This window comes from Salinicola sp. 4072, from assembly GCF_036663415.1.
Lineage (GTDB): Bacteria > Pseudomonadota > Gammaproteobacteria > Pseudomonadales > Halomonadaceae > Salinicola > Salinicola salarius_A.
Map to the genome: position 1 here is coordinate 61,618 of NZ_JAXOVV010000020.1, position 23,888 is coordinate 85,505.

General features: G+C 64.9%; 24 protein-coding genes and 1 pseudogene. 14 read left to right on the plus strand and 11 right to left on the minus strand.

Features of this window, described 5'->3' with window-relative positions:
* Nucleotides 1–3: 3 nt before the first annotated feature.
* Genes phnL through R3F72_RS13725 form a run of 5 tightly spaced genes read left to right on the plus strand, consistent with a single transcriptional unit; the run spans nucleotide 4 to nucleotide 3,917 of the window.
* Complete coding sequence (gene phnL, locus R3F72_RS13705; protein WP_071230459.1) at nucleotides 4–771, plus strand: phosphonate C-P lyase system protein PhnL; 768 nt, start codon at nucleotides 4–6, stop codon at nucleotides 769–771.
* A complete protein-coding gene (locus R3F72_RS13710) occupies nucleotides 768–1,916 on the plus strand; it encodes an alpha-D-ribose 1-methylphosphonate 5-triphosphate diphosphatase (RefSeq protein ID WP_087720121.1) in 1,149 nt (382 codons plus the stop codon). Before phnL ends, R3F72_RS13710 begins: the two co-directional genes overlap by 4 nt.
* A 25-nt stretch (nucleotides 1,917–1,941) precedes the next feature.
* Complete coding sequence (phnN, locus tag R3F72_RS13715; protein ID WP_087720120.1) at nucleotides 1,942–2,493, plus strand: ribose 1,5-bisphosphokinase; 552 nt, start codon at nucleotides 1,942–1,944, stop codon at nucleotides 2,491–2,493.
* The gene (gene phnP, locus R3F72_RS13720; RefSeq protein ID WP_087720119.1) at nucleotides 2,490–3,245 is read left to right on the plus strand and encodes a phosphonate metabolism protein PhnP; all 756 of its coding nucleotides are present in this window, start codon (nucleotides 2,490–2,492) and stop codon (nucleotides 3,243–3,245) included. Before phnN ends, phnP begins: the two co-directional genes overlap by 4 nt.
* A 9-nt stretch (nucleotides 3,246–3,254) precedes the next feature.
* Entirely contained in the window at nucleotides 3,255–3,917 is a 663-nt protein-coding gene (locus R3F72_RS13725; protein ID WP_087720118.1) for a DapH/DapD/GlmU-related protein, read from the plus strand.
* Nucleotides 3,918–3,919: 2 nt separating this feature from the next.
* Here R3F72_RS13725 and thpR read toward each other — a convergent pair whose 3' ends face one another.
* The 3 genes from thpR to R3F72_RS13740 form a co-directional block, all read right to left on the minus strand.
* Nucleotides 3,920–4,444 (minus strand): RNA 2',3'-cyclic phosphodiesterase, encoded by a 525-nt coding sequence (gene thpR, locus R3F72_RS13730; RefSeq protein ID WP_179208935.1) that lies wholly within the window; start codon nucleotides 4,442–4,444, stop codon nucleotides 3,920–3,922.
* 87 nt (nucleotides 4,445–4,531) lie between these two features.
* Nucleotides 4,532–7,714 carry an efflux RND transporter permease subunit gene (locus tag R3F72_RS13735; protein ID WP_332779928.1) on the minus strand — a complete coding sequence of 1,061 codons (3,183 nt, stop codon included), beginning with the start codon at nucleotides 7,712–7,714 and terminating at the stop codon, nucleotides 4,532–4,534.
* A gap of 286 nt (nucleotides 7,715–8,000) precedes the next feature.
* Complete coding sequence (locus R3F72_RS13740) at nucleotides 8,001–9,185, minus strand: efflux RND transporter periplasmic adaptor subunit (protein WP_303853211.1); 1,185 nt, start codon at nucleotides 9,183–9,185, stop codon at nucleotides 8,001–8,003.
* A gap of 371 nt (nucleotides 9,186–9,556) precedes the next feature.
* On the opposite strand from R3F72_RS13740, the gene R3F72_RS13745 reads away from it, so the two are divergent.
* Nucleotides 9,557–10,525, plus strand: coding sequence for an AraC family transcriptional regulator (locus R3F72_RS13745; protein ID WP_087720641.1), 969 nt, complete (start codon nucleotides 9,557–9,559; stop codon nucleotides 10,523–10,525).
* Nucleotides 10,526–10,567: 42 nt separating this feature from the next.
* On the opposite strand, the gene R3F72_RS13750 is transcribed toward R3F72_RS13745, so the two are convergent.
* The 4 genes from R3F72_RS13750 to gmk all read right to left on the minus strand — a co-directional run bounded on the left by R3F72_RS13750 (nucleotide 10,568) and on the right by gmk (nucleotide 14,460).
* Nucleotides 10,568–10,957 carry a RidA family protein gene (locus tag R3F72_RS13750; protein WP_087720642.1) on the minus strand — a complete coding sequence of 130 codons (390 nt, stop codon included), beginning with the start codon at nucleotides 10,955–10,957 and terminating at the stop codon, nucleotides 10,568–10,570.
* Between the two features lie 117 nt (nucleotides 10,958–11,074).
* Nucleotides 11,075–13,231 (minus strand): RelA/SpoT family protein, encoded by a 2,157-nt coding sequence (locus tag R3F72_RS13755; RefSeq protein ID WP_087720643.1) that lies wholly within the window; start codon nucleotides 13,229–13,231, stop codon nucleotides 11,075–11,077.
* Nucleotides 13,232–13,355: 124 nt separating this feature from the next.
* A complete protein-coding gene (gene rpoZ, locus R3F72_RS13760; RefSeq protein WP_087720644.1) occupies nucleotides 13,356–13,613 on the minus strand; it encodes a DNA-directed RNA polymerase subunit omega in 258 nt (85 codons plus the stop codon).
* 172 nt (nucleotides 13,614–13,785) lie between these two features.
* On the minus strand, nucleotides 13,786–14,460 hold the full coding sequence (gene gmk, locus R3F72_RS13765) for a guanylate kinase (RefSeq protein WP_087720645.1): 675 nt from the start codon (nucleotides 14,458–14,460) through the stop codon (nucleotides 13,786–13,788).
* Nucleotides 14,461–14,672: 212 nt separating this feature from the next.
* On the opposite strand from gmk, the gene R3F72_RS13770 reads away from it, so the two are divergent.
* From R3F72_RS13770 to R3F72_RS13790, 5 genes are all read left to right on the plus strand, one after another.
* On the plus strand, nucleotides 14,673–15,875 hold the full coding sequence (locus R3F72_RS13770) for an MFS transporter (RefSeq protein ID WP_332779929.1): 1,203 nt from the start codon (nucleotides 14,673–14,675) through the stop codon (nucleotides 15,873–15,875).
* An 82-nt stretch (nucleotides 15,876–15,957) separates the two neighbouring features.
* Complete coding sequence (gene pyrC / locus R3F72_RS13775) at nucleotides 15,958–17,010, plus strand: dihydroorotase (protein ID WP_087720647.1); 1,053 nt, start codon at nucleotides 15,958–15,960, stop codon at nucleotides 17,008–17,010.
* Nucleotides 17,007–17,762, plus strand: coding sequence for a carbon-nitrogen hydrolase family protein (locus tag R3F72_RS13780; protein ID WP_087720648.1), 756 nt, complete (start codon nucleotides 17,007–17,009; stop codon nucleotides 17,760–17,762). Before pyrC ends, R3F72_RS13780 begins: the two co-directional genes overlap by 4 nt.
* 57 nt (nucleotides 17,763–17,819) lie before the next feature.
* Nucleotides 17,820–18,005: a type II toxin-antitoxin system RelE/ParE family toxin gene (locus tag R3F72_RS13785; RefSeq protein WP_087720649.1), complete on the plus strand. Its 186-nt coding sequence runs from the start codon at nucleotides 17,820–17,822 to the stop codon at nucleotides 18,003–18,005.
* Nucleotides 18,006–18,071: 66 nt separating this feature from the next.
* A complete protein-coding gene (locus tag R3F72_RS13790; protein ID WP_087720651.1) occupies nucleotides 18,072–18,365 on the plus strand; it encodes a helix-turn-helix domain-containing protein in 294 nt (97 codons plus the stop codon).
* Between the two features lie 147 nt (nucleotides 18,366–18,512).
* Here the strand turns inward: R3F72_RS13790 and R3F72_RS13795 are convergent, their stop codons facing one another.
* Entirely contained in the window at nucleotides 18,513–18,869 is a 357-nt protein-coding gene (locus tag R3F72_RS13795) for an NUDIX domain-containing protein (protein ID WP_256961360.1), read from the minus strand.
* Between the two features lie 15 nt (nucleotides 18,870–18,884).
* A complete protein-coding gene (locus tag R3F72_RS13800) occupies nucleotides 18,885–19,481 on the minus strand; it encodes a histidine phosphatase family protein (protein WP_087720653.1) in 597 nt (198 codons plus the stop codon).
* A gap of 300 nt (nucleotides 19,482–19,781) precedes the next feature.
* On the opposite strand from R3F72_RS13800, the gene R3F72_RS13805 reads away from it, so the two are divergent.
* Nucleotides 19,782–20,771: a D-2-hydroxyacid dehydrogenase gene (locus tag R3F72_RS13805; protein WP_332779930.1), complete on the plus strand. Its 990-nt coding sequence runs from the start codon at nucleotides 19,782–19,784 to the stop codon at nucleotides 20,769–20,771.
* A gap of 18 nt (nucleotides 20,772–20,789) precedes the next feature.
* Here R3F72_RS13805 and R3F72_RS13810 read toward each other — a convergent pair whose 3' ends face one another.
* Nucleotides 20,790–22,187: an aminotransferase-like domain-containing protein gene (locus R3F72_RS13810; RefSeq protein WP_332779931.1), complete on the minus strand. Its 1,398-nt coding sequence runs from the start codon at nucleotides 22,185–22,187 to the stop codon at nucleotides 20,790–20,792.
* A gap of 126 nt (nucleotides 22,188–22,313) precedes the next feature.
* Between R3F72_RS13810 and R3F72_RS13815 the strand changes: the two genes are divergently transcribed.
* Nucleotides 22,314–23,066, plus strand: coding sequence for an alanyl-tRNA editing protein (locus R3F72_RS13815; RefSeq protein ID WP_332779932.1), 753 nt, complete (start codon nucleotides 22,314–22,316; stop codon nucleotides 23,064–23,066).
* On the plus strand, nucleotides 23,063–23,665 hold the full coding sequence (locus R3F72_RS13820; RefSeq protein ID WP_332779933.1) for a LysE family translocator: 603 nt from the start codon (nucleotides 23,063–23,065) through the stop codon (nucleotides 23,663–23,665). Before R3F72_RS13815 ends, R3F72_RS13820 begins: the two co-directional genes overlap by 4 nt.
* A gap of 92 nt (nucleotides 23,666–23,757) precedes the next feature.
* On the opposite strand, the pseudogene R3F72_RS13825 reads toward R3F72_RS13820, so the two are convergent.
* Nucleotides 23,758–23,888 (minus strand): annotated as a pseudogene (locus R3F72_RS13825) (IS5/IS1182 family transposase); the annotation flags it as partial.

Consider the following 23,888-nt stretch of genomic DNA (forward strand, 5'->3'; position numbering starts at 1 on the left):
CCGATGCTTTCCGAGACTAGCGCTTCCCCGAAACGCGCCCGACCTCGCCTCACGGTGGATGGGCTGCACAAACGGTTCCTGCTGCACGGCCAGGGCGGGCTCGAGATCGACGTGATGCGCGATCTCTCGCTGACCCTCGACGCCGGCGAATGCCTGGTGCTTGCCGGTCGCAGCGGTATCGGCAAGAGCACGCTGCTGAAGATGCTTCACGGCGACTATCGCATCGACCGCGGGCACATCCGGCTGCATTTCGAGGATGGCGAACTCGACCTCGAGACGTTGCCGGCCTACGCCTGGCACGGCCTGCGCCGGGACGTGATCGGCTACGTCAGCCAGTTTCTGCGCGTGGTACCGCGGGTCGCCGCCGTCGATGTGGTGATGGAGCCGCTGCTGGCGCGTGGTGCCGACGAAAACGAGGCCCGCCAGCGCGCCGAGACGCTGCTGGCCCGGCTCAACCTGCCCGAGCGACTGTGGCAGCTGCCGCCCGGCACCTTCTCCGGCGGCGAGCAGCAGCGCGTCAACATCGCCCGCGGCTTCATCGGCGAGCATCCGCTGCTGCTGCTCGACGAACCCACCGCGTCGCTGGACGCCACCAATCGCGACGTGGTGATCACCCTGATCGGCGAGGCCAAGGCCCGCGGCGCGGCGATGCTCGGCATTTTCCACGACGAGGACGTGCGCGAGCGCGTCGCCGATCGCCTGCTGCCGCTGGACGATAGTCTCGGCGCCCGCGCTTCCGTTACCCAGAACACTCAGGAGACGCTGTCATGAGCACGCAGGAACAGGTACTGACCAACGCCAGGCTGGTGCTCGACGACGAGGTGATCGACGGCACGCTGGTGATCCGCGACGGCCGGATCGCCGCCATCGACCATGGCGCGAGCCAGACCGGGGGCGCCGTCGATTGCGAAGGCGACACGCTGCTGCCAGGGCTGGTCGAGCTGCACACCGACAACATGGAAAAGTATTTCCAGCCGCGACCCAAGGTCGAATGGCCGGGACGTCAGGCGGCGCTGGCCCACGACGCCCAGATGGCGGCCAGCGGCATCACCACCGTGTTCGATGCGGTCTCGATCGGTGACGTCGACGAGCAGAGCATGCGCCACCGGGCACTGGACGAGATGTGCCATGCCCTGTCGCAGATCGTTCACGACGGTCTGGCGCGGGTCGATCATCGTCTGCACCTGCGCTGTGAGGTGAGTCACCCGAACACGCTGGTGCGCTTCGGCGAGCTGTCGTCGTCACCGCTGCTGGGCCTGGTCTCGCTGATGGATCACGCCCCCGGCCAGCGCCAGTTCGCCAGCCTCGAGGCGTATCGCGTCTACTATCAGGGCAAGTACCAGCTCGATGACGCGGCGATGAACGCCTTCATGGCGACCCAGATCGACAACAGCCAGCGCTACAGCGCCGAGCATCGCCGCGCCATCGCGGCCAGCTGTCGCGAACGGGGCCTGGCGATCGCCAGCCACGACGACGCCACCGTCGAGCACGTCGCCGAAAGCCATGAATATGGCACCCGAGTCGCGGAGTTCCCCACCACCCGCGAAGCGGCGGAGGCCTCCCACCGTGCCGGCATGGCGGTGATGATGGGCGCACCCAACGTCGTCCGCGGCGGCTCCCACTCCGGCAACATCGCCGCTGCCGATCTGGTCGAGCTGGGCGTGCTGGATATCCTGTCATCGGATTACTACCCGGCGGCGCTGCTCGACGCGGTGTTCAAGGTGGCGGCGATGGAGAACGGCTACGCGCTGCCCCGGGCGGTCGCCACCGCGACACGCATACCGGCCGAAGCGGTAGGCCTGACCGATCGTGGGCGCCTGGCGCCGGGGCTCCGTGCCGATCTGTTGCGGGTGCGATTGATCGACGATCATCCGGTGGTGCAGAGAGTTTGGTCTGCGGGTAGACAGGTCCATTGATGGCGTATTTTTCGAGAGGTCCGAGATGTCGCGTCTGATCTACGTCATGGGCGCCAGCGGCGTCGGCAAGGACAGCCTGCTGCGCGAGCTGGCACGACGGCGCCCGGACGCGCTGGTGGCGCATCGCTACATCACGCGCGCCAGCGGCGGGGCGGAGAACTGCATCGAACTCTCCCGCGAGGCATTTCACTGGCGGCGGGAGCAGGGGCTGTTCTGCCTATCTTGGAGCGCGCATGGGCTCGACTACGGCGTCGGGATCGAGATCGAAGCGTGGCTGGCGGCGGGGCACACGGTGGTGCTCAACGGCAGCCGGCGAGCGCTGGAGCGCGCCCGTCGACGCTTCGGCGCGGCCCTGATGCCGGTTCTGGTCGTGGCGGATGTCGAGGTGCTGCGCCGGCGTCTGATCGCTCGCGGGCGCGAGACGCCGGCCGAGATCGAGGCGCGGCTGGCGCGCGGCGGCGGTGAGGATGCGCTGGGCGATATTGCGCGAATCGACAACGGCGGCGAGCTGGCGCATGGCGTGAAGGCGCTCGAAGCCTGGCTCGACGCCACGCCCGTAGCGGACGGTCCGGCGTGAAGCTGCGCTTTTCGGGTACCGGTGACAGCGGACAGGTTCCCTGCTTCGGCTGCGACTGCCTGGCCTGCCAGCGGGCGCGGCTGCTGAGCTGCCACCGCCGCGAGCCCTGTTGCGGCGAGATCGAACTCGATGGCGACCTGATTCTGATCGACGCCGGCCGCATGGATCTGGCCGCCCGCTGCGAGCGTCAGCGCCCGGCCGCCATCCTGTTGACCCACTATCACGCCGATCATGTGCAGGGGCTGTTGCATCTGCGCTGGGGCCGGGGCGAATCGATTCCGGTCTACGGTCCCAAAGATCCTCAAGGCTGTGCCGATTTGCACAAGAACCCCGGCATTCTCGACTTCCAGCCCGGCCTGAAGCCGTTTCGGCCCTTGCAGCTGGGCCGGCTCGAGGTCACGCCGCTGCCGCTGAATCACAGCAAGCCGACGCTGGGCTACGCGCTCTCCGACGGCGTCAATCGGCTGGCCTGGTTGTGCGATACCGTGGGCTTGCCCGGCGCCACCGAAAGCTTCCTGACCGAATGGCGGCCGCATGGCGTGGTGATCGATGCCACCCATCCGGATTCCTACATTGCGCCCCGCAACCACAACAACGTCGCCATGGCGCTGGAGATCATCGAGCGAATCCAGCCGTCTCGCGCCTGGCTGACGCACATCAGTCACGAACTGGACGCCGACTTCCTGGCAACGTCGCGAACCCTGCCGGAAGGCGTGGAGTTGGCTGCCGATGGCAGCGACATTCTTTTCTGAGAGGGATTCATGTCTTCACAGCCCGTTTCCCGGCGCTTGAGCGCCGCCCCCACCAGCGCGCCCACGGCGAAACTCCACGAGAGTCGCCTGGGCGCCTGGACCGAGGTGGGCGACCGCTGCGTCTTCAACCACGTCACGCTCGGCGACTACAGCTATGTCGAGCGCGATTGCGACCTGATGTTCACCGAGATCGGCAGATTCACGTCGATCGCCTCCAGCGTGCGCATCAATCCCAGCAATCACCCCTGGTGGCGGCCGACGCTGCACCATTTCAGCTACCGCCCCGGCAAGTTCGGCTTCGCCGGCAGCGACCAGGGCGTCGACGACCGGATCTTCGACTGGCGCGCCGAGGATCGTGTCGTGATCGGTCACGATGTCTGGATCGGCCACGGTGCCATCGTGCTGCCCGGCGTCACCATCGGCAATGGCGCCATCGTCGGTGCCGGTAGCGTGGTGACCAAGGACGTTGACGCCTACACCATCGTCGTCGGCAACCCCGCTCGCCCGCTGCGCCCACGCTTCGAGGATCCCGAAACCGTGGCACGCCTGGAGGCGCTGGCCTGGTGGGACTGGCCCCACGAGCGGCTGGCCCGCATGCTGCCACTATTTCAGGGCGATACCGGGGCGTTTCTCGAAGCCGTCGAGGGCGAGTCGCGTCCATCATCGCCATGATCTCAGCCGATGTTGTCAGCCAGCGTCCGATAGCGCGAGCCGCCGTTGCCGAGCTGCGACTCCACTAGGGCGAGATGATCGAAGCGCCAGCGGATCGACGTGGGCAGCCGTGACTGGGGTGCCGCACGGTCGGCCTGGCGTACCAGGCTGACGTGCGGGGTGAATTCACGTTGCGGCGCGGTGAAGCCGTGGCGGGACAGCGCCTGCCAGAGCTCGGCATTGAGCGTCATGAGTATGTCATTCGGCGTCTGGCTGCCGGCCCAGACGATGCGGGGCTTGGGGAAATGCCCGAGCCGATCCAGCGTCCACTCGCCCTGCAGCGCCGGCCACGCTCGGGTCAGATCGACGAGTGCCTCCAGCCGCGGGGCGTCGACACTGCCCAGAAACGCCAGCGTGATGTGCATGTTCTCCGCTGGCAGCGGGTAGCCGCCGCAGAGTGGCGCCAGGCGTTCGGCCTCGTCGGCCAGTGCCTGGCGACTGGCGTCGTCGGGCCACAGGGCAAAAAAGAGTCGGCGAGAAACGGTCACGATGTCGGCTCCCGGTGGCGTAGACAGCAGGGTGGCGCATCGTATCCCTCCTTGCCAACGGTTGGCTGGTGTGGCCCTGCCCCTCGATCACGCAGGGTCGTTTTTCGGCCGATGATCTTCGCCTTCCATCGTCGAGCCGTGATCCTGGCTGAGCGGGCCGGCCAGCTTGCGCAGCGCGACGTAGAAGACTGGCGTCAGGAACAGGCCGAACAGGGTCACACCAAGCATCCCGGCGAACACCGCGATCCCCAGCGCCTGACGCACCTCGGCCCCGGCGCCGTGACCCAGCGCCAGCGGTATCACCGCCGCGGTGAAGGTGATCGAGGTCATGATGATCGGGCGCAGTCGCAACCGGCAGGCCTCCAGCGCCGCTTCCACCACGCCGCGCCCCTGGAATTCGAGCTCGCGGGCGAATTCGACGATCAGGATGGCGTTCTTGCAGGCCAGTCCGATCAGGACCACCAGGCCCACCTGGACGAAGACGTTGGTATCGCCGCCGGAGATTCTGACGCCGACGAGTGCCGACAGCAGGCACATCGGCACGATCAGGATCACCGCCAACGGCAGTGTCCAGCTTTCGTAGAGCGCCGCCAGCACCAGGAACACCAGCAGTACCGCCAGCGGGAACACCACCAGCGCGGCATTGCCCTGGGTGGACTGCTGATAGCTGAGGTCGGTCCATTCGAAGTCGATGCCATCCGGCAGTACCCGTGCGCCGATATCGGTCAAGACGCTCATCGCCTGGGGCGAGGAGAGCACCCGCGGGTCGGCTTCGCCGGCCAGGTCCGCCGCCGGGTAGCCGTTGAAGCGCAGCACCGGATCGGGGCCGAAGCTCTGGTGGATATCGATCATCGAGCCGATCGGCACCATCTCGCCCTGGGCGTTGCGGGTACGCAGCCTGGCGATATCCTCGACGCTGTCGCGATAGGGGGCGTCGGCCTGGGCGATCACCTGCCAGGTGCGGCCGAAATTGTTGAAATCGTTGACATAGGTGGAGCCCAGATAGGTCTGCAGGGTATCGAACAGATCGCTCACCGCCACGCCCTGGGTCTTGGCCTTGAGTCGGTCCACCTCGGCATCGAGCTGGGGCACGTTGGCCTGATAGCTGGTGATCGGATAGCTCATGCCTGGCGTCTGCACCACCGCGCCCTGGAAGGCGGTCACTGTCTCCTGCAGCGGGCCGTAGCCGAGCCCGCCGCGGTCCTCGATGAACAGCTGATAGCCGGAGCCATTGCCCAGCCCGAGGATTGGCGGCGGCATGAACGAGAACGCGATGCCGTCCTTGAGACCACTGATCTTGCCGGCGATCTCGGCGTTGATCTCCGCCGCGGTACGGGTGCGCTGATCGAACGGCTTCAGGGTCAGAAACGCCAGCCCGGTATTGGCGGTGTTGGTGAACTGCAGCGCGTTGAGTCCCGGGAACGAGATCGCATGTTCGACGCCGTCGGTCTTCATGGCGATATCCACCACCTGGCGCAGCAGGTCATCGGTGCGATCCAGCGAGGCGCCCTTCGGCAACTTCACTCCGGCGATCAGGTACATCTTGTCCTGCACCGGAATGAATCCCGGCGGCACCAGTTGGAACAGATAACCGGTGGATCCCAGCAGGACCAGGTAGATCACGAACACCGCGCCGCGACGGCGCAGGCTGCTCGACACCACGCCCTGATAGCGCCTGGAGCTGGCGTTGAAGAAACGGTTGAACGGTCGGAACAGCCAGCCGAACAGGAAGTCGATCACTCGGGTCAGGCGGTCCTTGGGCGCGTCGTGGGGCTTGAGCAGCATCGCGGCCAGTGCCGGTGACAGCGTCAGCGAGTTGATGGTGGAGATCACCGTGGAGATGGCGATGGTGACCGCAAACTGGCGGTAGAACTGGCCGGTGACGCCGGAGAGGAATGCCATCGGCACGAACACCGCGCACAACACCAGGCCGATGGCGACGATCGGCCCTGACACCTCGCGCATCGCCTGGTGGGCGGCGGCGCGTGGCGCCAGCCCCTGGCCGATGTTGCGCTCCACGTTCTCCACCACCACGATGGCGTCGTCGACCACGATGCCGATGGCGAGCACCAGCCCGAACAGCGTCAGGGTGTTGATCGAATACCCCAGCAACAACAGCACCGCAAAGGTCCCCACCACCGAGACCGGCACCGCCAGCAGCGGAATGAGCGACGCACGCCAGGTCTGCAGAAACAGCGTCACCACCAGCACCACCAGCAGTATCGCCTCCAGCAGCGTCTGGATTACCGAGCGGATCGAGTCGCTGACGAACAGCGTGGTGTCGTAGACGGTGCGATACTCCACACCCGGCGGGAACTGGGTGGCCAGTTCGTCCATGGTCCGGACCACCTGGTCGCGGATCTGCAGGGCGTTGGCACCGGGCGACTGGAAGATGCCGATCGCCACCGCGTCCTTGCCATCCAACCTGGAGCGCAGGGTGTAGTCGCCCGCGCCCATCTCGAGCCGAGCGACATCACGGAGTCGCAGGATCTCGCCATCCTCGCCGACCTTGAGCACGATGTTGCCGAATTCCTGCTCGGTGGACAGACGGCCCTTGGCGTTGATCAGGGTGAGGAAGTCGCTTTCCGGCATCGGCTCGGCGCCGATCTGCCCGGCGGAGACCTGGACATTCTGTTCGCGCATGGCGTCGACCACGTCGCCGGCGGTGAGGCCATGGGAGGCGATGCGGTCGGGATCCAGCCAGGCGCGCATGGCGTAATCGCCGCCGCCGAACAGCTGCGCCTCGCCGACACCGGAAATCTTCGCCAGCTGGTCGCGCACGTGCAGGCGCGCGTAGTTGCGCAAGTAGAGGGTGTCGTAGCTGTCATCCGGCGAGACCAGATGCACCACCATCAGAAAGGTGGGGGACTGCTTCTGGGTGGTCACACCCTGCCGCCTCACCGCTTCCGGCAAACGCGCCAGCGCCTGGCTGACCCGGTTCTGGACGCGCACGGTGGCCTGTTCGGGATCGGTCCCGGGCTGGAAGGTGATGGTCATCTGCAAGACGCCATCGGAACCGGCCACGGACTTGAAGTACATCATGTCCTCGACGCCGGTGATCGCCTCCTCCAGCGGCGTCGCCACGGTTTCCGCGATCTCCTTGGGGTTGGCGCCCGGATAGGTGGTACGAACCAGCACCGAGGGCGGCACTACCTCCGGGTATTCGCCGACCGGCAGGTTGGGAATGGAAATCGCCCCCACCGCGAAGATGACGATGGAGAGCACCGCCGCGAAGATCGGCCGGTCCACGAAAAAGCGGGAAAAATTCATGACGACTGGCTCCTGGGCGGCGGGGACGATGCCCGCCGCGTCTTGTCGTTCCGGGGGGAGAGGCGCTTTCGAGAGTGAAACGCCGGGAAGCGCTGGGGTGTGTACGAAAAGTCGGCGAGCGACGACCAGCCCTAGGCCCGTTCCCTACGGGCCAACGCACTTCCCACCTCCCTGTGGGTCGCAAGGCAAAAAATCAGCGAAAAGACGGAGTTTACGGGTGTAAATGAGTACTTTGAGCTGATTTTTAACGCCGTATGGCCGAGCACAGGCAGTTTTCGTACAAAGCCTAGGGTTGGTTGATGGCGACGTCGTTGCTCATGCTCGCCTCACGCATGGCGATCGGGTTCGGCGCGACGGGCATGCCGGGAGCGAACACCTTCTGGGTGCCGTTGACGATTACCCGCTCGCCGGCCCGGAGGCCTTCGCGAACCACCACCAGATCACCCACTTCACGGCCGAGCTGCACCTGACGGGGCATCACGGTGTCGTCGTCGCCGACCACGTAGACGAAACGCCTATCCTGATTGGCGAGCACCGCCTTGCGATTCACCAGCATCGCCTCGTCGAGCTGAGCCACGGGCATCTCCACGCGCGCGAACTGGCCGGGCCTGAAGGCGCCATCCGGGTTGGATAGAACTGCGCGATAGCGCAGCGTGCCGGTATCCGCGTTGATCTGGTTGTCCACGAAATCCAACTGTCCCTGGTGGGGGAAGCCTGTCTCGCCGGTCAGGCCGATATGCAGCGTGGCGGCCTTGCCCTGGGCCAGGAGCGTCTGCGCGCTCAGCGCCTCGGCTTCGTTGCTGTCGAAGTAGACATACAGGGGATCCACCGACACCAGCGTGGTCAGCACCGACTGGTCGGCACTGGCGAGGTTGCCCTGGGTGATCATGGCGCGGCCGGTGCGCCCGGTCACCGGGGCGGTAATACGCGTATATTGCAGATCCAGTTCGGCACTGCTCAGCGTGGCCTCGGCTTCCGCTTCCTGTGCCCGGGCGTTGAGCGCCGCCGCCTGGCGCTGATCGTGCTGTTCTCGGGAGATCATGTTTTTCTGGATCAGCTGGCGGGATCGGCCGGCCTCGACCTCGGTAAGCCGACGCTGGCTCTGCGCCTGAGCCAACGATGCCTTGGCGGCCTGGACGCGAGCCTCGTAGGGCCGGGGGTCGATACGGAATAGCAGGTCACCCGACTCGACCCGCTCGCCTTCCTCGAAGGCGACCTCGTCGATGTAGCCGCTCACCCGTGGCCGGACCTGTACGGTCTGGGGTGACACTACGCGGCCGGTGAAAGTCTCGCGCAGCGTGACCGGCTCCACCAGTACCGTGGCCACATCGACTTCCGGAGGCGGCGGCGCACTGGCGGTTTCCGCCTCGCCATGGGCATCGCAGCCGGTCAGCAGCGCGATGAAGAGCGCCACGCCCAGACCATGGCACAGGCTCGTCTTCGATACGCGTTTCTTGTCGAGCTTGTTCATTTTTTGACTCCGCGTTGACTGTTCCCGGTCACGATTCGCCAGAAGGATCTCGCGAGCAAAGCTCGAGAACGGCTTCACCGACCGTCGGGAGGGGAGCATGGGCACCGGGTATGGACGACCACTGTAGGATTTCGCCACGCACAGGCGTTATCGGGTTACTCGTCTTTGATTGCCCAATCCTGTAGAAATCGTTGATTGGCAGTAAGAGCGGCGTTCGCTCTGCAGGCAGATCGGCAGCCGCTTGCCTGTTTCTTCAGAGAGTTTGCCCGATCCTGCAGGGATCGATTTTTGTCATCAAAATGCCGGTTAACTGTCCTATACTCGCGCTTTATCGAAAAACAATAATCAGTCGCCCAACGAGGAGGTGAGACGTGAGTATCATTCAACCTGTTTTCGAAACACTGGATGATGAGATTGGCCAATTGGCGAATACTCTGTCTCGCCAGATTCAGAAATGGGCACCGGAAGAGGGGCTGACCACCACGGCGGTGCCCGGACTCGAGCTGATACGCGCCAATTCTTCCGTCAATAACTGCATCGGCTCGACGGTCTACGACCCTTCTCTCTGCCTGATCGCGCAGGGGAGCAAGACGGTATGGCTGGGAGATCGCGAGATCCATTACGGGCCGTTGAGCTGCATGGTGTCGGCGGTGCACCTGCCGGTACTGGGCAAGGTCACCGATGCCTCACCGGAAAGGCCCTACCTGGGGCTGAAGCTCGCCGTCGAAGCCCAGGAAGTCACCGATCTGGTGCTGGAACTGGGGGAAGGATTGGCTGGCGTCGAACCGCAGGAATGCCCCGAAAATGCTTGCGGTCTAAGCCGGGTGCAGGCGGAAAAGGGGCTGGTGGACGCAGTGTTGCGGCTGGTGAATCTGCTCGACTCACCCCAGGACATTCGCATTCTCGCACCGCTGGTGCGGCGCGAGATCTTCTATCGTGCGTTGGTCGGCGAGATCGGCCTGCACATGCGCAAGTTCGCGGTGGCCGATACCCAGACGCATCGCATTTCCAAAGTGATCGCGGTGCTCAAGGATCGCTTCACCGAGCCGCTGCGCGTTCGCGAGCTGGCGGACATGGTCAACATGAGCGAGTCATCGCTGTTCCACAGCTTCAAGCAGGTCACGCGGATGTCGCCGGTGCAGTTTCAGAAGAAACTTCGGCTGCATGAAGCGCGGAGATTGATGCTATCCGAAGGGATGGAAGCGGCCACCGCCAGCTTCCGCGTGGGGTACGGAAGTCCATCCCATTTCAGTCGCGAATACAGCCGAATGTTCGGCGTGCCGCCGCGCACGGACGTGAGCAAGCTGCGCGGCGAGCTACCGGAGCCCGCTCGCGTCTGAGCGCCCTTGCGACATGGCCTGCGGTGTCTGAATCGTCCGGGCTCAGTCGCCGATGACCATGACTGCTTCGGCTTCCACCTGGCTACCCTTGGGCAACTGCTTGACGCCGACGGCGGCACGGGCCGGGAAGGGTGGCTGGAAGAACTCCTCCATCACCTTGTTGACCACGGCGAAGTTGTCGAGATCGGTCAGGTAGAGGTTGAGCTTGACGATATCCTGCAGCGAGCCGGCGGCTTCCTGGCACACCGCGGCCATATTGGTGAAGACCTGGCGGGCCTGCGCTTCGAAGTCGTCGGAGACCATTTCCATGGTGGTGGGGTCGAGCGGAATCTGGCCCGAAAGATAGACGGTGTTACCCGACTTGATGGCCTGGGAATAAGGGCCGATGGCGGCCGGGGCGTTGTCGGTGTTGATCACGGCTTTGTTGCTCATGGCGTACCCTCCAGTTTCTTTGAATCAGTGCCTTTTCATGAATACTTTTCTAATGACATGACATCTTGAAAAAACGCTGCCCCGCCGCGCATGACGCGGCGGGGCAGCCGTCACGGATCAGTTTCGGGCGCGAACGATGCGGCCGATGTGATTCAGGTTGCGCAGGCGCTTGATGATTCGCGCCAGATGAATGCGGCCCTTGACCAGGATGGTCAGGTTGACGATCGAGAGTCTGGCGTCGCGTTCTTCGATGCCGATGCGCTCGATATTGGCGTCGGCATCGGTGATCAGGCTGGCCAGTTCGGCGATCAGGCCGCGCCGGGTCTCGACTTCGATACGCAGCGGGACCGGGAAATCCTGATCGATCTGCTTCGACCAGGTCAACGAGACCAGCTTGTCGGGATCGTCGCGCAACTCGTCGAGGTTACCACACTCGTGACGGTGGACGACGATCCCCTTGCCGATCGACAGGTGGCCGATCACCGGGTCTCCCGGCAGCGGGTGGCAGCAGCGGGCAAAGCTGATGGCCATGCTCTCGGAGCCGTTGATGACGATCGGGCCGTTGTGCGGCGAATCCACCAGTAACCGTTCCGGGTCATGCTCGCCGGCATTGGCCCCGACAGGGAGATCGTTCGCGACCAGCCGTCGTGCGGTGGTGTGCGCCAGGCGGGTACCGAGGCCGATGGTCTCGAGCAGGTCGTCTTCGGCCTTGAGATCCAGCTCGTCCAGCAGCGCCGAGAGCCGTTCCTGTGGCAGCTTTTCCAGGCTGGTCTCGAAGCTGCCCAGGGCGCGGTTGAGCAGGCGGCGGCCGAGCTGGATCGCCTCGCTGCGCTGCTGGCTCTTCAGCGCGTGACGAATCGCCGAACGGGCCTTGGCGGTGATCACGAAATTGAGCCAAGCCAGGTTGGGGCGCGCGCCGGGGGCGGTGATGATCTCCAGCGTCTGGCCGCTTTCCAGCGGGGTCGACAGCGGTGCCAGATGGCGGTCGATACGGCAGGCGATGCAGCTGTTGCCAATATCGGTGTGCACGCTGTAGGCGAAGTCGACCGCCGTCGCTCCCTGCGGCAACTCCATGATGTCGCCCTTGGGGGTGAAGATGTAGACGTCGTCCGGGAACAGGTCGTTCTTGACGTGTTCGATGAACTCCAGCGAGTCGCCGGCGTGGCGCTGCATCTCGAGCAGGCCGCGAACCCATTCGCGGGCGCGGGCGTGGCTGCCGGCGGCGATGGGCCGTTCGGTCTGGCCGGCCTTGTAGAGCCAGTGGGCGGCGATGCCGTTGTTGGCCATCGCTTCCATCTCGCGGGTGCGGATCTGCACCTCGATCGGCATACCGCTGGGGCCGAACAGTGTGGTGTGCAGGCTCTGGTAGCCGTTGGCCTTGGGGATCGCGATGTAGTCCTTGAAGCGCCCCGGCACCGGCTTGTAGAGATTGTGCACCGCGCCCAGCACGCGATAGCAGTTGTCGACGCTGTCGGTGATGATGCGGAAGCCGAACACGTCCATGATCTCGGCGAACGGTTTGCGCTGGTCGTGCATCTTGCGATAGATCGACAGCAGATGCTTCTGCCGCCCGACCACGCTGCCGGTGAGGTCATCCTCGTCGAGCCGACGCTGCAGGCTGGTCTGGATCTGGCGCATGGTCGAACGGCGGTTGCCGCGGGCGCTCGCTACCGCGCGCTTGATGCGCTCGGACCGCATCGGGTGGATCGCCTGGAACGAGAGATCCTCGAGCTCGACGCGAATGGTGTTGATACCCAGCCGCCCGGCGATACGGGCGTAGATCTCGAGCGTTTCGCGGGCGATCCGGCGCTTCTTGTCCGGGCGCAGCGCGCCGAGCGTGCGCATGTTGTGCAGGCGGTCGGCGAGCTTGACGATAATCACGCGGATGTCGCGGGACATCGCCATGACCATCTTCTGGAAATTCTCGGCCTGGGCGACCGCCTTGTCCTCGAAGGTGATCTGGGTCAGCTTCGAGACGCCGTCGACCAGCTCCGCCACGGCTTCGCCGAACTGCGCTTCGAGCGCCTCCCGGGAGACGCTGGTGTCCTCGATGACGTCGTGCAGCATGGCGGCCATCAGGCTCTGATGGTCCATGTGCATGTTGGCGAGGATATTGGCGACGGCGAGCGGGTGGGTAACGTAAGGCTCGCCGGAGCGACGCTGCTGGCCGTCGTGGGCCTGCTCGGCGTAGTAGAAGGCGCGCTTGACCTGCTGAATCTCGTCGTCGGGGAGATAGCCGCCGAGGCGATCGGCCAGGTCATCGATGGTGAACATGCGGCGCGCCTGCCCTATGTAATTAACGGTCCGATTGACAACCCGTTATCGACGTTCCGTTCGGCAACCGGTCCGTGGCGGTCGTGACGACGACACGGAATACAGGTCACGCCGGAAGCCTGGTTCAGATATCGTATTCCTGGGTCGGCTCGGGGCGCGGACGCGGCGGTGCGGCTTCGACCGGCTCGTCGAGGATGCTGTCGTCGATTTGACCGGTGGCGATCTCGCGCAGCGCCATGACGGTCGGCTTGTCGTTTTCCCACGGCAGCAGCGCATCGCGGGAGCCGCGCGCGAGCTGACGGGCGCGCTGGGACGAGATCATTACCAGCTTGAAACGGTTCTCGATGTGTTCCAGACAATCTTCGACGGTCACTCGTGCCATGATGGTAGCCCTGCTGCCAAAAAATGGGTAGACGCGCCCCGGAATACGGGGTCTGCGGGACCGAGCAGTCTACTGGAGTTGCGTGATCTCTGACAAGAGCGCGCCGTTGCCGGCAAAGAGAGCCCCGCCGTGACGACCGGGGTCAGGGCGGCCGTTATTTCCCCTGCGGCACTCAGTCGACGTCGTTGAGCAGCGATTCGAGCAGGGCGGCGTATCGTGCCTGCATCTTGTCGAGCCGTGAACGGCGCGCATGGACGATGCACTCGAGCTCGTTCAGCGCGTGCTCGAAGTCGTCGTTGATGATGACGTGCTCGTACTCGTCGTAATGCGACATTTCGCTGACCGCGTCGCGCATGCGCCGCGCGATGACCGCCTCGTCGTCGGTGCCGCGTCCGGAAAGCCGCTCCTGGAGCGCGGCCCGCGAGGGCGGCAGGATGAAGATCGATTCGGCATCGGGGGCCTGCGCGCGTACCTGCTGGGCGCCCTGCCAGTCGATCTCGAGGATCACGTCCTCGCCCACGGCGAGGCGCTTCTCGACCTCCACCCGCGAGGTGCCGTAGTGGCGGTCGAAGACCCAGGCATGTTCGAAGAACTCGCCACGCTCGACCATCGCCTCGAATTCGGGCTGGCTGACGAAGTGATAGTTGACGCCATCCTGCTCGCCAGGGCGCATCGCCCGCGTGGTATGAGACACCGAGACGCCGATATCCGCGTTGCGCTGGAGCAGGGCGCGCACCAGGCTGGTCTTGCCGGCGCCGGAGGGCGCGGAAACGATGTAGAGCGTGCCCAGGGCACCGGCGCCGTATTCGGCGGCAGGGGTATGAGGCGTCGGAGAAACGTACGACATGACAGAACGACCGTCCGGGAATGCATGAAGCGGCCTATTATGCCACGGAAACGCCACGCCCCCGATAGCCAGCCATGCCGGGGGCGCTGCCGGAAGGCGACGGCGAAACGCCGGTGCCAGCGCGGATTGGCCGGATCCTATCGGCTACACTGCTTCCCCCATTCGTTACATTCGCTCCCGCCAGCGACCGCGCCGAACCGACAAGGACGTCCATGAACGCCTCGAACGCTACCGAAACCCGCCGCGCCGGCCCATTTCTGGGGGTTGCCCTGGCTTTCGCGGCGACGATGATCGGCACCACGCTGCCGACGCCGCTCTATCCGATCTACCAGCAACAGCTGGGTTTCTCGCAGTTGATGATCACGATCATCTTCGCCGTCTACGCCGCCGGCGTGATCGCGGCACTGCTGATCACCGGACGCTGGTCCGATCAGCTCGGGCGGCGACCGCTGCTGTTTGCCGGCCTGGCGGCGTCGATCCTCAGCGACCTGGTGTTCTGGCACGCCGACGGGCTGGGAATGATCCTGGCTGGGCGAGTGCTGTCGGGCGTCTCCGCCGGCATCTTCACCGGCACGGCGACCGTCGCCGTGATGGAGCTGGTGCCGGATTCGTGGCAGCGCGTCGGCACCCTCGTCGCCACCGCGGCCAACATGGGCGGTCTGGGCCTCGGGCCGATGCTGGCCGGCGTGCTGGCGGTGCTCTTCCCCATGCCGCTGGCGCTGCCCTATATCGTCCACCTGGTGCTCGCGCTGGTGGCGGTGGTCTGCATCTGGTGCGCGCCGGAAACCGTGAAGCGCCCCGAGCGGATTCGCCTGCGGGTGCAGAAACTCAAGGTGCCCGCCGAGGTGCGAGGCGTGTTCGTGCCGGCGGCCATCGCCGCCTTCGCCGGCTTCATGGTGTGCGGCTTCTTCACCGCGGTGACCCCCGCCTTTCTGGGCAAGGTGCTGGGCTATACCAATCATGCGTTGATCGGCTTCGTGGCCGGGCTTCTGTTCATTGCGTCCACGGTCGGCCAGATGCTCCAGGGGCGACTGCCCGAGTCGCGCCGCCTGCCGATCGGCTGCGCGGTGCTGTTCGTCGGCGTGCTTTTCGTCGCCTGGGGGATCGGCGCGGCGCAGCTGGCGGGATTCATCATCGGCGCGATCGTGGCCGGCATCGGCCAGGGCATCGCTTTCCGTGCCGGAATGGGCGCGGTGACGGCGGCCAGCCCCGACGAGCACAAGGCAGCCGTCGTCTCCACCTTCTTCTTCGTGGCCTATATCGCCATCTCGCTGCCGGTCGTGGGCATTGGCCTCGTCGGCAGCGTTCTCAGCCTCAAGACGACCGGGCTGCTGTTCAACCTGCTCGTCGCGGTGCTGTGCTGCGTGGCGCTGTGGCTGCTGCTGCGCCGGAACCGCCGCCAGGCGTCCGCCTAGGCGTGATGCGAAGCGAATGCCGGCGAGGCGGTCTCTGGTATCATGAGCGCCGATTCGCTCAACCGACTGCCAGGAGTTCCCGATGACCGCTTCGCCCGACACGCTTCGCATCCGCCGCCCCGACGACTGGCACCTGCACCTGCGTGACGGCGAGGTGCTCGAGACGGTGCTCCCCTACACCAGCCAGACCTTCGCCCGCGCCATCGTCATGCCCAACCTGGTGCCGCCGGTGACCACGATCGAAGCTGCCAGCGCCTACCGCGAGCGGATTCTGGCGGCGATTCCAGCCGGTCATGACTTCACCCCGCTGATGACCTGCTATCTCAACGAGAGCGTTTCCCGCGAGACGCTGGAACAGGGCCACGCCGACGGCCTGTTCACCGCGGCCAAACTCTACCCGGCCAACGCCACCACCAATTCCCAGCACGGCGTCAAGCGCATCACCGACGTCTATCCGCTGCTGGAAGTGATGCAGCGCATCGGCATGCCGCTGCTGATCCATGGCGAGGTCACCCGGGGCGAGATCGACATCTTCGATCGCGAGAAGCATTTCATCGACGAGGTGATGACCGACATCCGCCGCCAGTTCCCCGAGCTGAAGGTGGTCTTCGAGCACATCACCACCAAGGAAGCGGCCCAGTTCGTACTGGAAGGCGACGAGTTCCTGGGCGCCACGCTGACGCCACAGCACCTGGCCCAGAACCGCAACGACATGCTGGTCGGCGGCATCCGCCCGCACCTCTACTGCCTGCCGATCCTCAAGCGTCAGGAGCACCAGCAGGCGCTGCGAAAGGCCGTCGCCAGCGGACACCCGCGCTTCTTCCTCGGCACCGATTCCGCGCCCCACGTCACCGCCGCCAAGGAGACATCCTGCGGCTGCGCCGGCGTGTTCAACGCCGAAGCCGCGCTCTCGGTCTATGCCGACGTGTTCGAGCAGGAAGGTGCGCTCCAGCACTTCGAAGCCTTCTGTTCCGAGAACGGCCCGCGCTTCTACGACCTGCCGCTCAACGAAGGCACGGCTACGCTGACGCGCCGACCCACACCTGTCGCCGAGTCGGTCGGCGAAGGCGACAACACTTTCGTACCGTATCAGGCCGGCGAATCGCTGAGCTGGTCGGTGGAGGTGGAGGCATGACCAGAGATCTGCTGAGCATTGGCCTGGCGCAGTTCGGCTCGGTCGCCGGCGATTTCGAGGCCAACTTGGCGCGCCATCTCGTCGTTATTGAGTCCGCAGCCAGTGCCGGCGTCACGCTGCTGGTCTTTCCCGAACTCTCGTTAATAGGCTACGAGCCCGCACTCGTGGCAGAGCTTGCGTTCGCGCCGGAGGATCCGCGTCTGGTGCCGCTCGTCGACGCGGCGGTGCGCCATCGCGTCGGTATCGTTGTCGGTCTACCGCTGGCAGGTGTCGAACGCCCCCGCGCAGGCGCGCTGATCGTCTCTCCCAACGGCGAGGTCTCGACCTATGCCAAGCGGCATCTCCATCCGGGGGAAGAGGCGGTCTTCGAGCCCGGTACGGAGTACTGCCTGCTGGATTTCAACAATGAGCGAGTCGCCATCGCTATCTGCGCCGATACCAATGCACCCGAACATGCCGAGCAGTACGCCGAGCTCGGTGCCACGGTCTATCTCGCTGGCGTATTGATCACGGCGGGCGGCTACGCCGCCGATACCGAGCAGATGGCTCAAACCGCCGAGCGTCACGGCATGCTGGTGGGTATGGCCAACCACAATGCCGTTTCCGGCGGCATGGCGGCCATTGGTAAAAGCGGCTTCTGGACAGCGAAAGGCGTCTTGGCGGCAGCCGATGAGCGCGATGCGCTGGTGATTGCCACTCGCCAGTCCGATGGCTGGCATGGGCAGCTCCACCTACTCGCCCTCACCGATTAGAACGACACGCCTGCCTTAAGCATGACCTTGCGGTTGTTTACCTGGCAGTCACGCTAGATGTTCCAGCCCAGGCTCTTACCAACGGCCTGGAAGAGATCGAGAGCTACGGCGAAGCGACAGGATGCTATCTATGTCCTTCACTGCTTCCAGAAGAAAACCGAGAAGACGGCTCCCAAGGATCTGGCGCTAGGCAAGCAACGATTCAAAGAGCTGCCGCCCGAGCCCCCGAAAAGCCGAAAGTAGAGGCTACGTCTGTTGACGTACTTGTCTTCAACTGGCGAACAGCAGCATGAAAGTGAGGACAGAGACATGGCCAACGAGCGTTTCGCAAGCATTTGGGATGCTATCGAGGACACCCCCGAGGAAGCGGCAAACATGCGTCTGCGGTCCAAGCTGATGATGATTCTTGGCGAACGGGTAAAAAGCTGGAACGTAAGCCAGGCCGAAGCTGGCTGCCGCCTGGGGCTGACTCAGCCTCGCGTCAATGATTTGCTGAAGGGCCGAATCAGCAAGTTCAGTCTTGATGCGCTGGTTAACCTCTCCACGCATGCGCATTACCGGATCGATATTAGCGTCGTGGAAGACGAAACCGCACCAGCATGAGGCGAAGGACAAGCTCATGGTTATGGCCGGAATGACTTGCAAGCTCCTGAGCCGGGCGTCGGACATGAATTCCGGCGACCTCCTTGACTCCGTGCAATCAGGCACGCTTTAGACGCTGTTCGATAATGGGCAATACGGCATCGCGGGTCAGCGCGGCAAGTGGAAGGCTCCTGGCCTGTTCCAAAGTCGCCCAGCAGACCTCCTCGATTTCCGCAGCGGCGGCAACGTTGCCTTCGATCGTTGCCCAGAAAAGATGGGCTTCGACGAAACATCCGCCTCGTTGGCCGCTTCGGCGCTGGCTTCGACGGGGTCTTCCCAATTCGTGAGCGTCACGCCGAGTTCTTCGCTGACTTCCCGAGCGAGCGCCTCCGCTGGTGTCTCGCCTGTGTCGATCTTGCCGCCGGCTTGCATGAAATAACGACTGCCACGCTTGCGCACAAGCAGCAGGCGCGCTTCGTCATCGACGATAATGGCGGCGGCGATCTTCAGGGTATGGGATGACAAAGGTCAGGCTCCGTATCAGGTTTGTCGCTGGTAGGCGGTGACTTGCGATGAGAACGACGACAAGTCGGCAGGCGTAAACGCCCGAATCGTCCATTTCTCTGTGCCTTCCGGGGCGATCCATAGCGGCACGGCGTTGGCGGAGCGGGGGCCGGCAGGCGTGCCGTGGGTCAACCAGCGCACGGCGCGCACCAGCCCGGAGTGGCCGACGATCAGCGGGGTGTCGGCTTCCTCGAGCAGCGCGTTGAGCGTATCGGCGATGCGCTCGACGAACGCCTCCCAGGACTCGCCGCCTGCCGGGGTGCTCATGTAGGGAATGGCTTCCGGAATCGCCTGACCCTCCAGCTCGCCCCAGTGGCGCTCCATCAGCCCGTCGACGACACGATCCGGCGCGCGGCCCAGTGCCAGTTCGGCGGTGCGGTAGGCGCGCTGCAGCGGACTCGCGGCCACCAGCGACCAGTCGATATCGCCCAGTAGCGCCCGCGCACGCCGGGCTTCTTCCTCTCCCTGCGGCGTCAGCGCCACATCGTGCTGGCCGCCGATCCGGCGTTCGAGATTGCGCGTGCTCTGGCCGTGGCGGAGGAAGACGAAGGGGCGGCGGATCAGGACGGGCATGACGGTTCCTTTGGCATGACGGTTGTTTTGGCACGGGCGGCACGGCATGACGCCGAACGGGTGGATCGCGGTTCTCGTCGGTTCGTCGGGCGATGATTTGCCGGCTATGGGGTTTTACGGTAACACTGCGGGTTCGCCAATCGTCATACAACACGATCTTCAGACGATACGATATTCATATAACACGATCTGCACACGACAACCGTCGGATCGGATGACGGCCGGATTTCATCACCTCAGGTCAGTAGGCGATCCGGCCCTCCATGATCCCATCACCGCGAACCGCGCGCGAGGAGCCCCATGTCCACCGCTCTCGATATCCATATCTATACCGACCCCGATTTCCGGCAGTCCAAGGACTTCGCCGACGAGCGCGTCTTCGGCATTCTGAACGAGTTCGCGGGGCTGTCGTCGCGGATCGCGCTGAGCTTCAGCCACGACGAGGCCGCCCTCAATGCCGCGCTGGCGACGGCGGAGGTGCTGATTCTGGTCGGGGCGCTGGATATCGCCGACGTCGCCGCGCGGGCGCCCAAACTGCGCTGGATCCATATCACCAGCGCGGGAGTGGACCGGGTGCCGCTGGATCGTCTGCCGGACCATGTGCTGGTCACCAACGCCAAGGGCAACCACGAGGCGCGGGCCCGCGAGTTCTCGATGACCGCGCTGCTGATGCTCAACAACCGGTTGCCGGATTTCGTCACCCAGCAGCGCGAGAAGCACTGGGAGCAGACCGCGATCGAACCCATCGACGGCAAGACGGTGGTGATCCTGGGCATGGGTGCGCTGGGCAGCGCGGCGGCCGAGGCGGCCAAGCGGCTTGAGCTGAAGGTGATCGGCGTCAGCCGTTCGGGCAAGCCGCATCCGCTCGCCGATGTCAGCCTGCCGCAGAGCCGGTTGAAGGACGCGCTGGCCGACGCCGACTTCCTGCTGATCACGCTGCCGCTGACGCCGGAGACCCGCAACGTGGTCGGCGAGGCGGAACTGGCGGCGATGCCCGCCCGTGGCGGCGTGATCAACATCGGTCGCGGCCCGGTGCTGGATGTCGCGGCGTTGGCGAAACGGCTGGAAGCCGGGCAACTGCGCGGCGCCGTGCTGGATGTCTTCCCCCAGGAGCCGCTGGCCGCGGACTCGCCCTACTGGACCACGCGCAGCCTGATCGTCACGCCGCACAGCGGGCTCTACGACGCCGATTACGTGCCGCGCTGCCTGCGCTTCTTCTTCGCCAACGTCGAGCGTTACCTCGATGACGAACCGCTGCAGAATCGGGTCGATACGGCGCTGGGCTACTGATCGAAATCGAAGCTTCGCTCACACCGTCTGCCACAGCATCGGGTCCGGGTTGCCCAGCGTCTCGGCGATGATGTCCAGCGCACAATCCAGCGCCTCCCGACTTTCGGCGGCGCTGATGCAGATGCGGATCGCCTGCGGCGCCGCGACATTGCCGAGACAGAAGCTTTCCGCACTGCTGACGGTGACCCGGCGTACCTCGAGCTGTTCGACCACATGGCTGGTGCGCAGCTCGCCGGGCAACGGCAGCCATAGATAGAAGCCGCCGCGCTGACCGCGCGGCTTGAACCTTCCCAGCTTCTGCATGGCGTGATCGAAGCGCCATGCCAGCTCCTCTCGCTGCCACGCCAGCAGGGCGGCGGCATCGCCACTGGCGATCCAGTGGCAGACCAGCGAGGTCATCAACGGTGGCGGCATCCAGCTCTGGGCACGAAGGGCGGCGGTCAAGCGGCCGTGCAACGCTTTGGGCGCACGCAGGGCGCCGACACGCAGGCCGCCACCCAGCAGCTTGGCGACCGAGAACAGCGTTACGGTGCGCTCTGGCGCCAACTGGTAGAGCGGCGTCGCGGGTTCGGTATGCGGGTGCTGGTAGACCTCGTCCTCGATCAGCCAGAACTGCCGCTCCCGCGCCAATGTCACGAGATCTCGACGGCGTGATTCGCTGAGCCGTGCGGTAGTCGGGTTATGGCAATCCGGCATCACGTAGAGCGCGCGAAACGGCTGCTGGTCGAAGGCTCTGGCCAGGGCGTCGATATCGATGCCTTCCTCGTCATGGGGAATCGCCACACTCTTGAGCGAGAGCTGCTGCAGCGCGCTGATCAGACCAGGGTAGGTCAGGCGTTCGGCGGCCAGCCGTTCGCCCGGCGCCAGCAGCGCGCTAAGGCTGAGATAGATGCCGTGCATTCCGCCCTGATCGATCAGCAGCTCGTCCGCCGAGACCGGCCGGCCAGACTGGGTGAGCCAGTCGGCGAAGATCTCCCGCTGGCCCGTCTGGCCCTGCTCCGGCTGGTAGTCGATCGCCGCACGCAGGCTGGCAGGATCGTGCTGGATCGCCTGCATTGCCCGCCCTAGTGCGGCCTCGCGCTCGGGATGCGCAGGCGGCAGCGACAGGCTGAGATCGATCATGTCGCTCTCGGGCGGGGTCTGTCGGACATGATTGAAGGGCTCGGTCCGCGGCTGACTGTCGCGCACGTAGGTGCCGCTGCCGACTCTTGCGCTGACGATACCTCGCTGTTCGGCAAGCGCGTAGGCGCGTGTGATCGTACCGACGGTGACGCCGAGCGCGTCCGCCAGCCGGCGCTGGGGCGGTAGCTTGGCGCCCGCCGGCAGTTCGCCGCTGGCCGTGGCGGCGGCGATGGCATCGGCCAGTTCGCGATAGCGCGGACCCTGACCGGGGAGTGTAGGTATCCAGATTGTCATGGTGACAAAAATCGAGTTGACCGAAGAAACGGTGGGTTTATGCTCGGATTGTTCGGAAGATTAATCGCTGTGTCAATAAATTGAACCCATACAATTTTGGAAAACGACTTCCTGGAGAGGTATCCGATGTCTACCGTGCTGACGTTCCGCGAACTGCCCTACGCCCGTGAAAACCTGGCGACCGTGTTGTCAACGACAGGGGCGATTGGCGACGACGGTGTGGTGGTCACGGATGCCACGCTGTTCTATCCCCACGGTGGCGGCCAGCCGGGCGATCAGGGTGTGTTCATCACCGCCGACGGCCGTACCCTGGCGGTGCGCGATACGCGCAAAGGCGACAATGGCGAGGTGCATCATCTGCTCGATCCGGCGGATGCACGGGAATACCGGCTGGAAGTCGGCCAGAGCGTCACCCAGCAGATCGACTGGGCGCGGCGCCATGCCCACATGCGCATGCACACCGCGCTGCATCTGCTCTCCGTGGTCGTGCCCCATGGCGTGACCGGCGGCAGCATCGGCGCCGAGCGTGGCCGGCTCGATTTCGACCTGGGCGACGCCAGCTTCGATAAGGACGAGCTGACCGAACGCCTCAACGCCCTGATTGCCGCCGACTATCCGGTCACCAGCGAATGGATCAGCGAAGCGGAGCTCGATGCCCGGCCCGAGCTGGTCAAGACGATGTCGGTGGCACCGCCCCGTGGCGCCGGCGAGATCCGCATGGTTCGCATCGGTGATGTCGACTACCAGCCCTGCGGCGGCACGCACGTCGCCTCGACCGCCGAGATCGGCGCGATCCAGGTCGCCAGCATCAAGAATCGCGGCGCGCGAAATCGCCGCTTCACGCTGACCTGGGCGGAAACGCCAGGGGGTGGTAAATGACCTCGCTGGCCTGGTGGTTCTCGGTGGCGCTGTTCTCGATTTCGATGTCCGGCACGCCCGGCCCCAACAACGTGATGCTGACCGCGTCCGGCGCGCTATACGGCTATCGCCGCACGCTGCCGCATATCTTCGGCATCATGGCGGGCTGTTTCGTGCTGTTCATGGCCGTGGCGCTGGGCCTCGGCGTGCTGTTCGAGCGCTTCCCGGTCGTGCAGCAGGCGCTCAGGATCGTCGGTGCCGTCTATCTGCTCTATCTGGCATGGAAGATCGCCACCGCGCCACCGCCGGACTTGGCAGCCAGAGAAGGGGCACGACCGCTGACCGCCTGGCAGGCGGCGGTGTTCCAGTTCGTCAATCCTAAGGCATGGGTGATGGGCATCGCGCTGATCGCCGGCTTCATGCCGAGCGATGGTTCCCTGCTGGTCAATGCCGCGATCCTGTCGCTGTTCATGGAGCTGATCGCCTTTCCCTGCATCTCGCTCTGGGCCGGCTTCGGCATGGCGATCGGCAGACGATTGAAGACACCCCGCGCCTGGCGCGTCTTCAACGGCGTGATGGGGCTGGCGACCGCTGCCTGCGTGGGCTTCATTCTGAGCTGAGGCTGAAAGCCACGATTCAGCCAAGATTCGCGGCTAGAACGACGAGCCCGGCTGGCGCAGAAACTCGACCTCTTCCGGCGTCGACTCCCGCCCTACGCTCTGTCTGAAAAATAGACCCGTAAACAGCGCTCGATGCAGGCCAGCGTGACCATGGCACGGTAACTTTTTGCCAGCTTGTCGTAGCGAGTACAAAGTCGCCGCTTTTCCTTCATCCAGCCAAATA

Coding starts and splice junctions, on each gene's coding strand:
- phnL (WP_071230459.1), top strand. CDS start 4: ATGCTTTCCGAGACTAGCGCTTCCCCGAAACGCGCCCGACCTCGCCTC.
- R3F72_RS13710 (WP_087720121.1), top strand. CDS start 768: ATGAGCACGCAGGAACAGGTACTGACCAACGCCAGGCTGGTGCTCGAC.
- phnN (WP_087720120.1), top strand. CDS start 1,942: ATGTCGCGTCTGATCTACGTCATGGGCGCCAGCGGCGTCGGCAAGGAC.
- R3F72_RS13725 (WP_087720118.1), top strand. CDS start 3,255: ATGTCTTCACAGCCCGTTTCCCGGCGCTTGAGCGCCGCCCCCACCAGC.
- R3F72_RS13735 (WP_332779928.1), bottom strand. CDS start 7,714: ATGAATTTTTCCCGCTTTTTCGTGGACCGGCCGATCTTCGCGGCGGTG.
- R3F72_RS13740 (WP_303853211.1), bottom strand. CDS start 9,185: ATGAACAAGCTCGACAAGAAACGCGTATCGAAGACGAGCCTGTGCCAT.
- R3F72_RS13750 (WP_087720642.1), bottom strand. CDS start 10,957: ATGAGCAACAAAGCCGTGATCAACACCGACAACGCCCCGGCCGCCATC.
- R3F72_RS13755 (WP_087720643.1), bottom strand. CDS start 13,231: ATGTTCACCATCGATGACCTGGCCGATCGCCTCGGCGGCTATCTCCCC.
- rpoZ (WP_087720644.1), bottom strand. CDS start 13,613: ATGGCACGAGTGACCGTCGAAGATTGTCTGGAACACATCGAGAACCGT.
- gmk (WP_087720645.1), bottom strand. CDS start 14,460: ATGTCGTACGTTTCTCCGACGCCTCATACCCCTGCCGCCGAATACGGC.
- R3F72_RS13770 (WP_332779929.1), top strand. CDS start 14,673: ATGAACGCCTCGAACGCTACCGAAACCCGCCGCGCCGGCCCATTTCTG.
- pyrC (WP_087720647.1), top strand. CDS start 15,958: ATGACCGCTTCGCCCGACACGCTTCGCATCCGCCGCCCCGACGACTGG.
- R3F72_RS13780 (WP_087720648.1), top strand. CDS start 17,007: ATGACCAGAGATCTGCTGAGCATTGGCCTGGCGCAGTTCGGCTCGGTC.
- R3F72_RS13785 (WP_087720649.1), top strand. CDS start 17,820: ATGTTCCAGCCCAGGCTCTTACCAACGGCCTGGAAGAGATCGAGAGCT.
- R3F72_RS13790 (WP_087720651.1), top strand. CDS start 18,072: ATGGCCAACGAGCGTTTCGCAAGCATTTGGGATGCTATCGAGGACACC.
- R3F72_RS13800 (WP_087720653.1), bottom strand. CDS start 19,481: ATGCCCGTCCTGATCCGCCGCCCCTTCGTCTTCCTCCGCCACGGCCAG.
- R3F72_RS13805 (WP_332779930.1), top strand. CDS start 19,782: ATGTCCACCGCTCTCGATATCCATATCTATACCGACCCCGATTTCCGG.
- R3F72_RS13810 (WP_332779931.1), bottom strand. CDS start 22,187: ATGACAATCTGGATACCTACACTCCCCGGTCAGGGTCCGCGCTATCGC.
- R3F72_RS13815 (WP_332779932.1), top strand. CDS start 22,314: ATGTCTACCGTGCTGACGTTCCGCGAACTGCCCTACGCCCGTGAAAAC.
- R3F72_RS13820 (WP_332779933.1), top strand. CDS start 23,063: ATGACCTCGCTGGCCTGGTGGTTCTCGGTGGCGCTGTTCTCGATTTCG.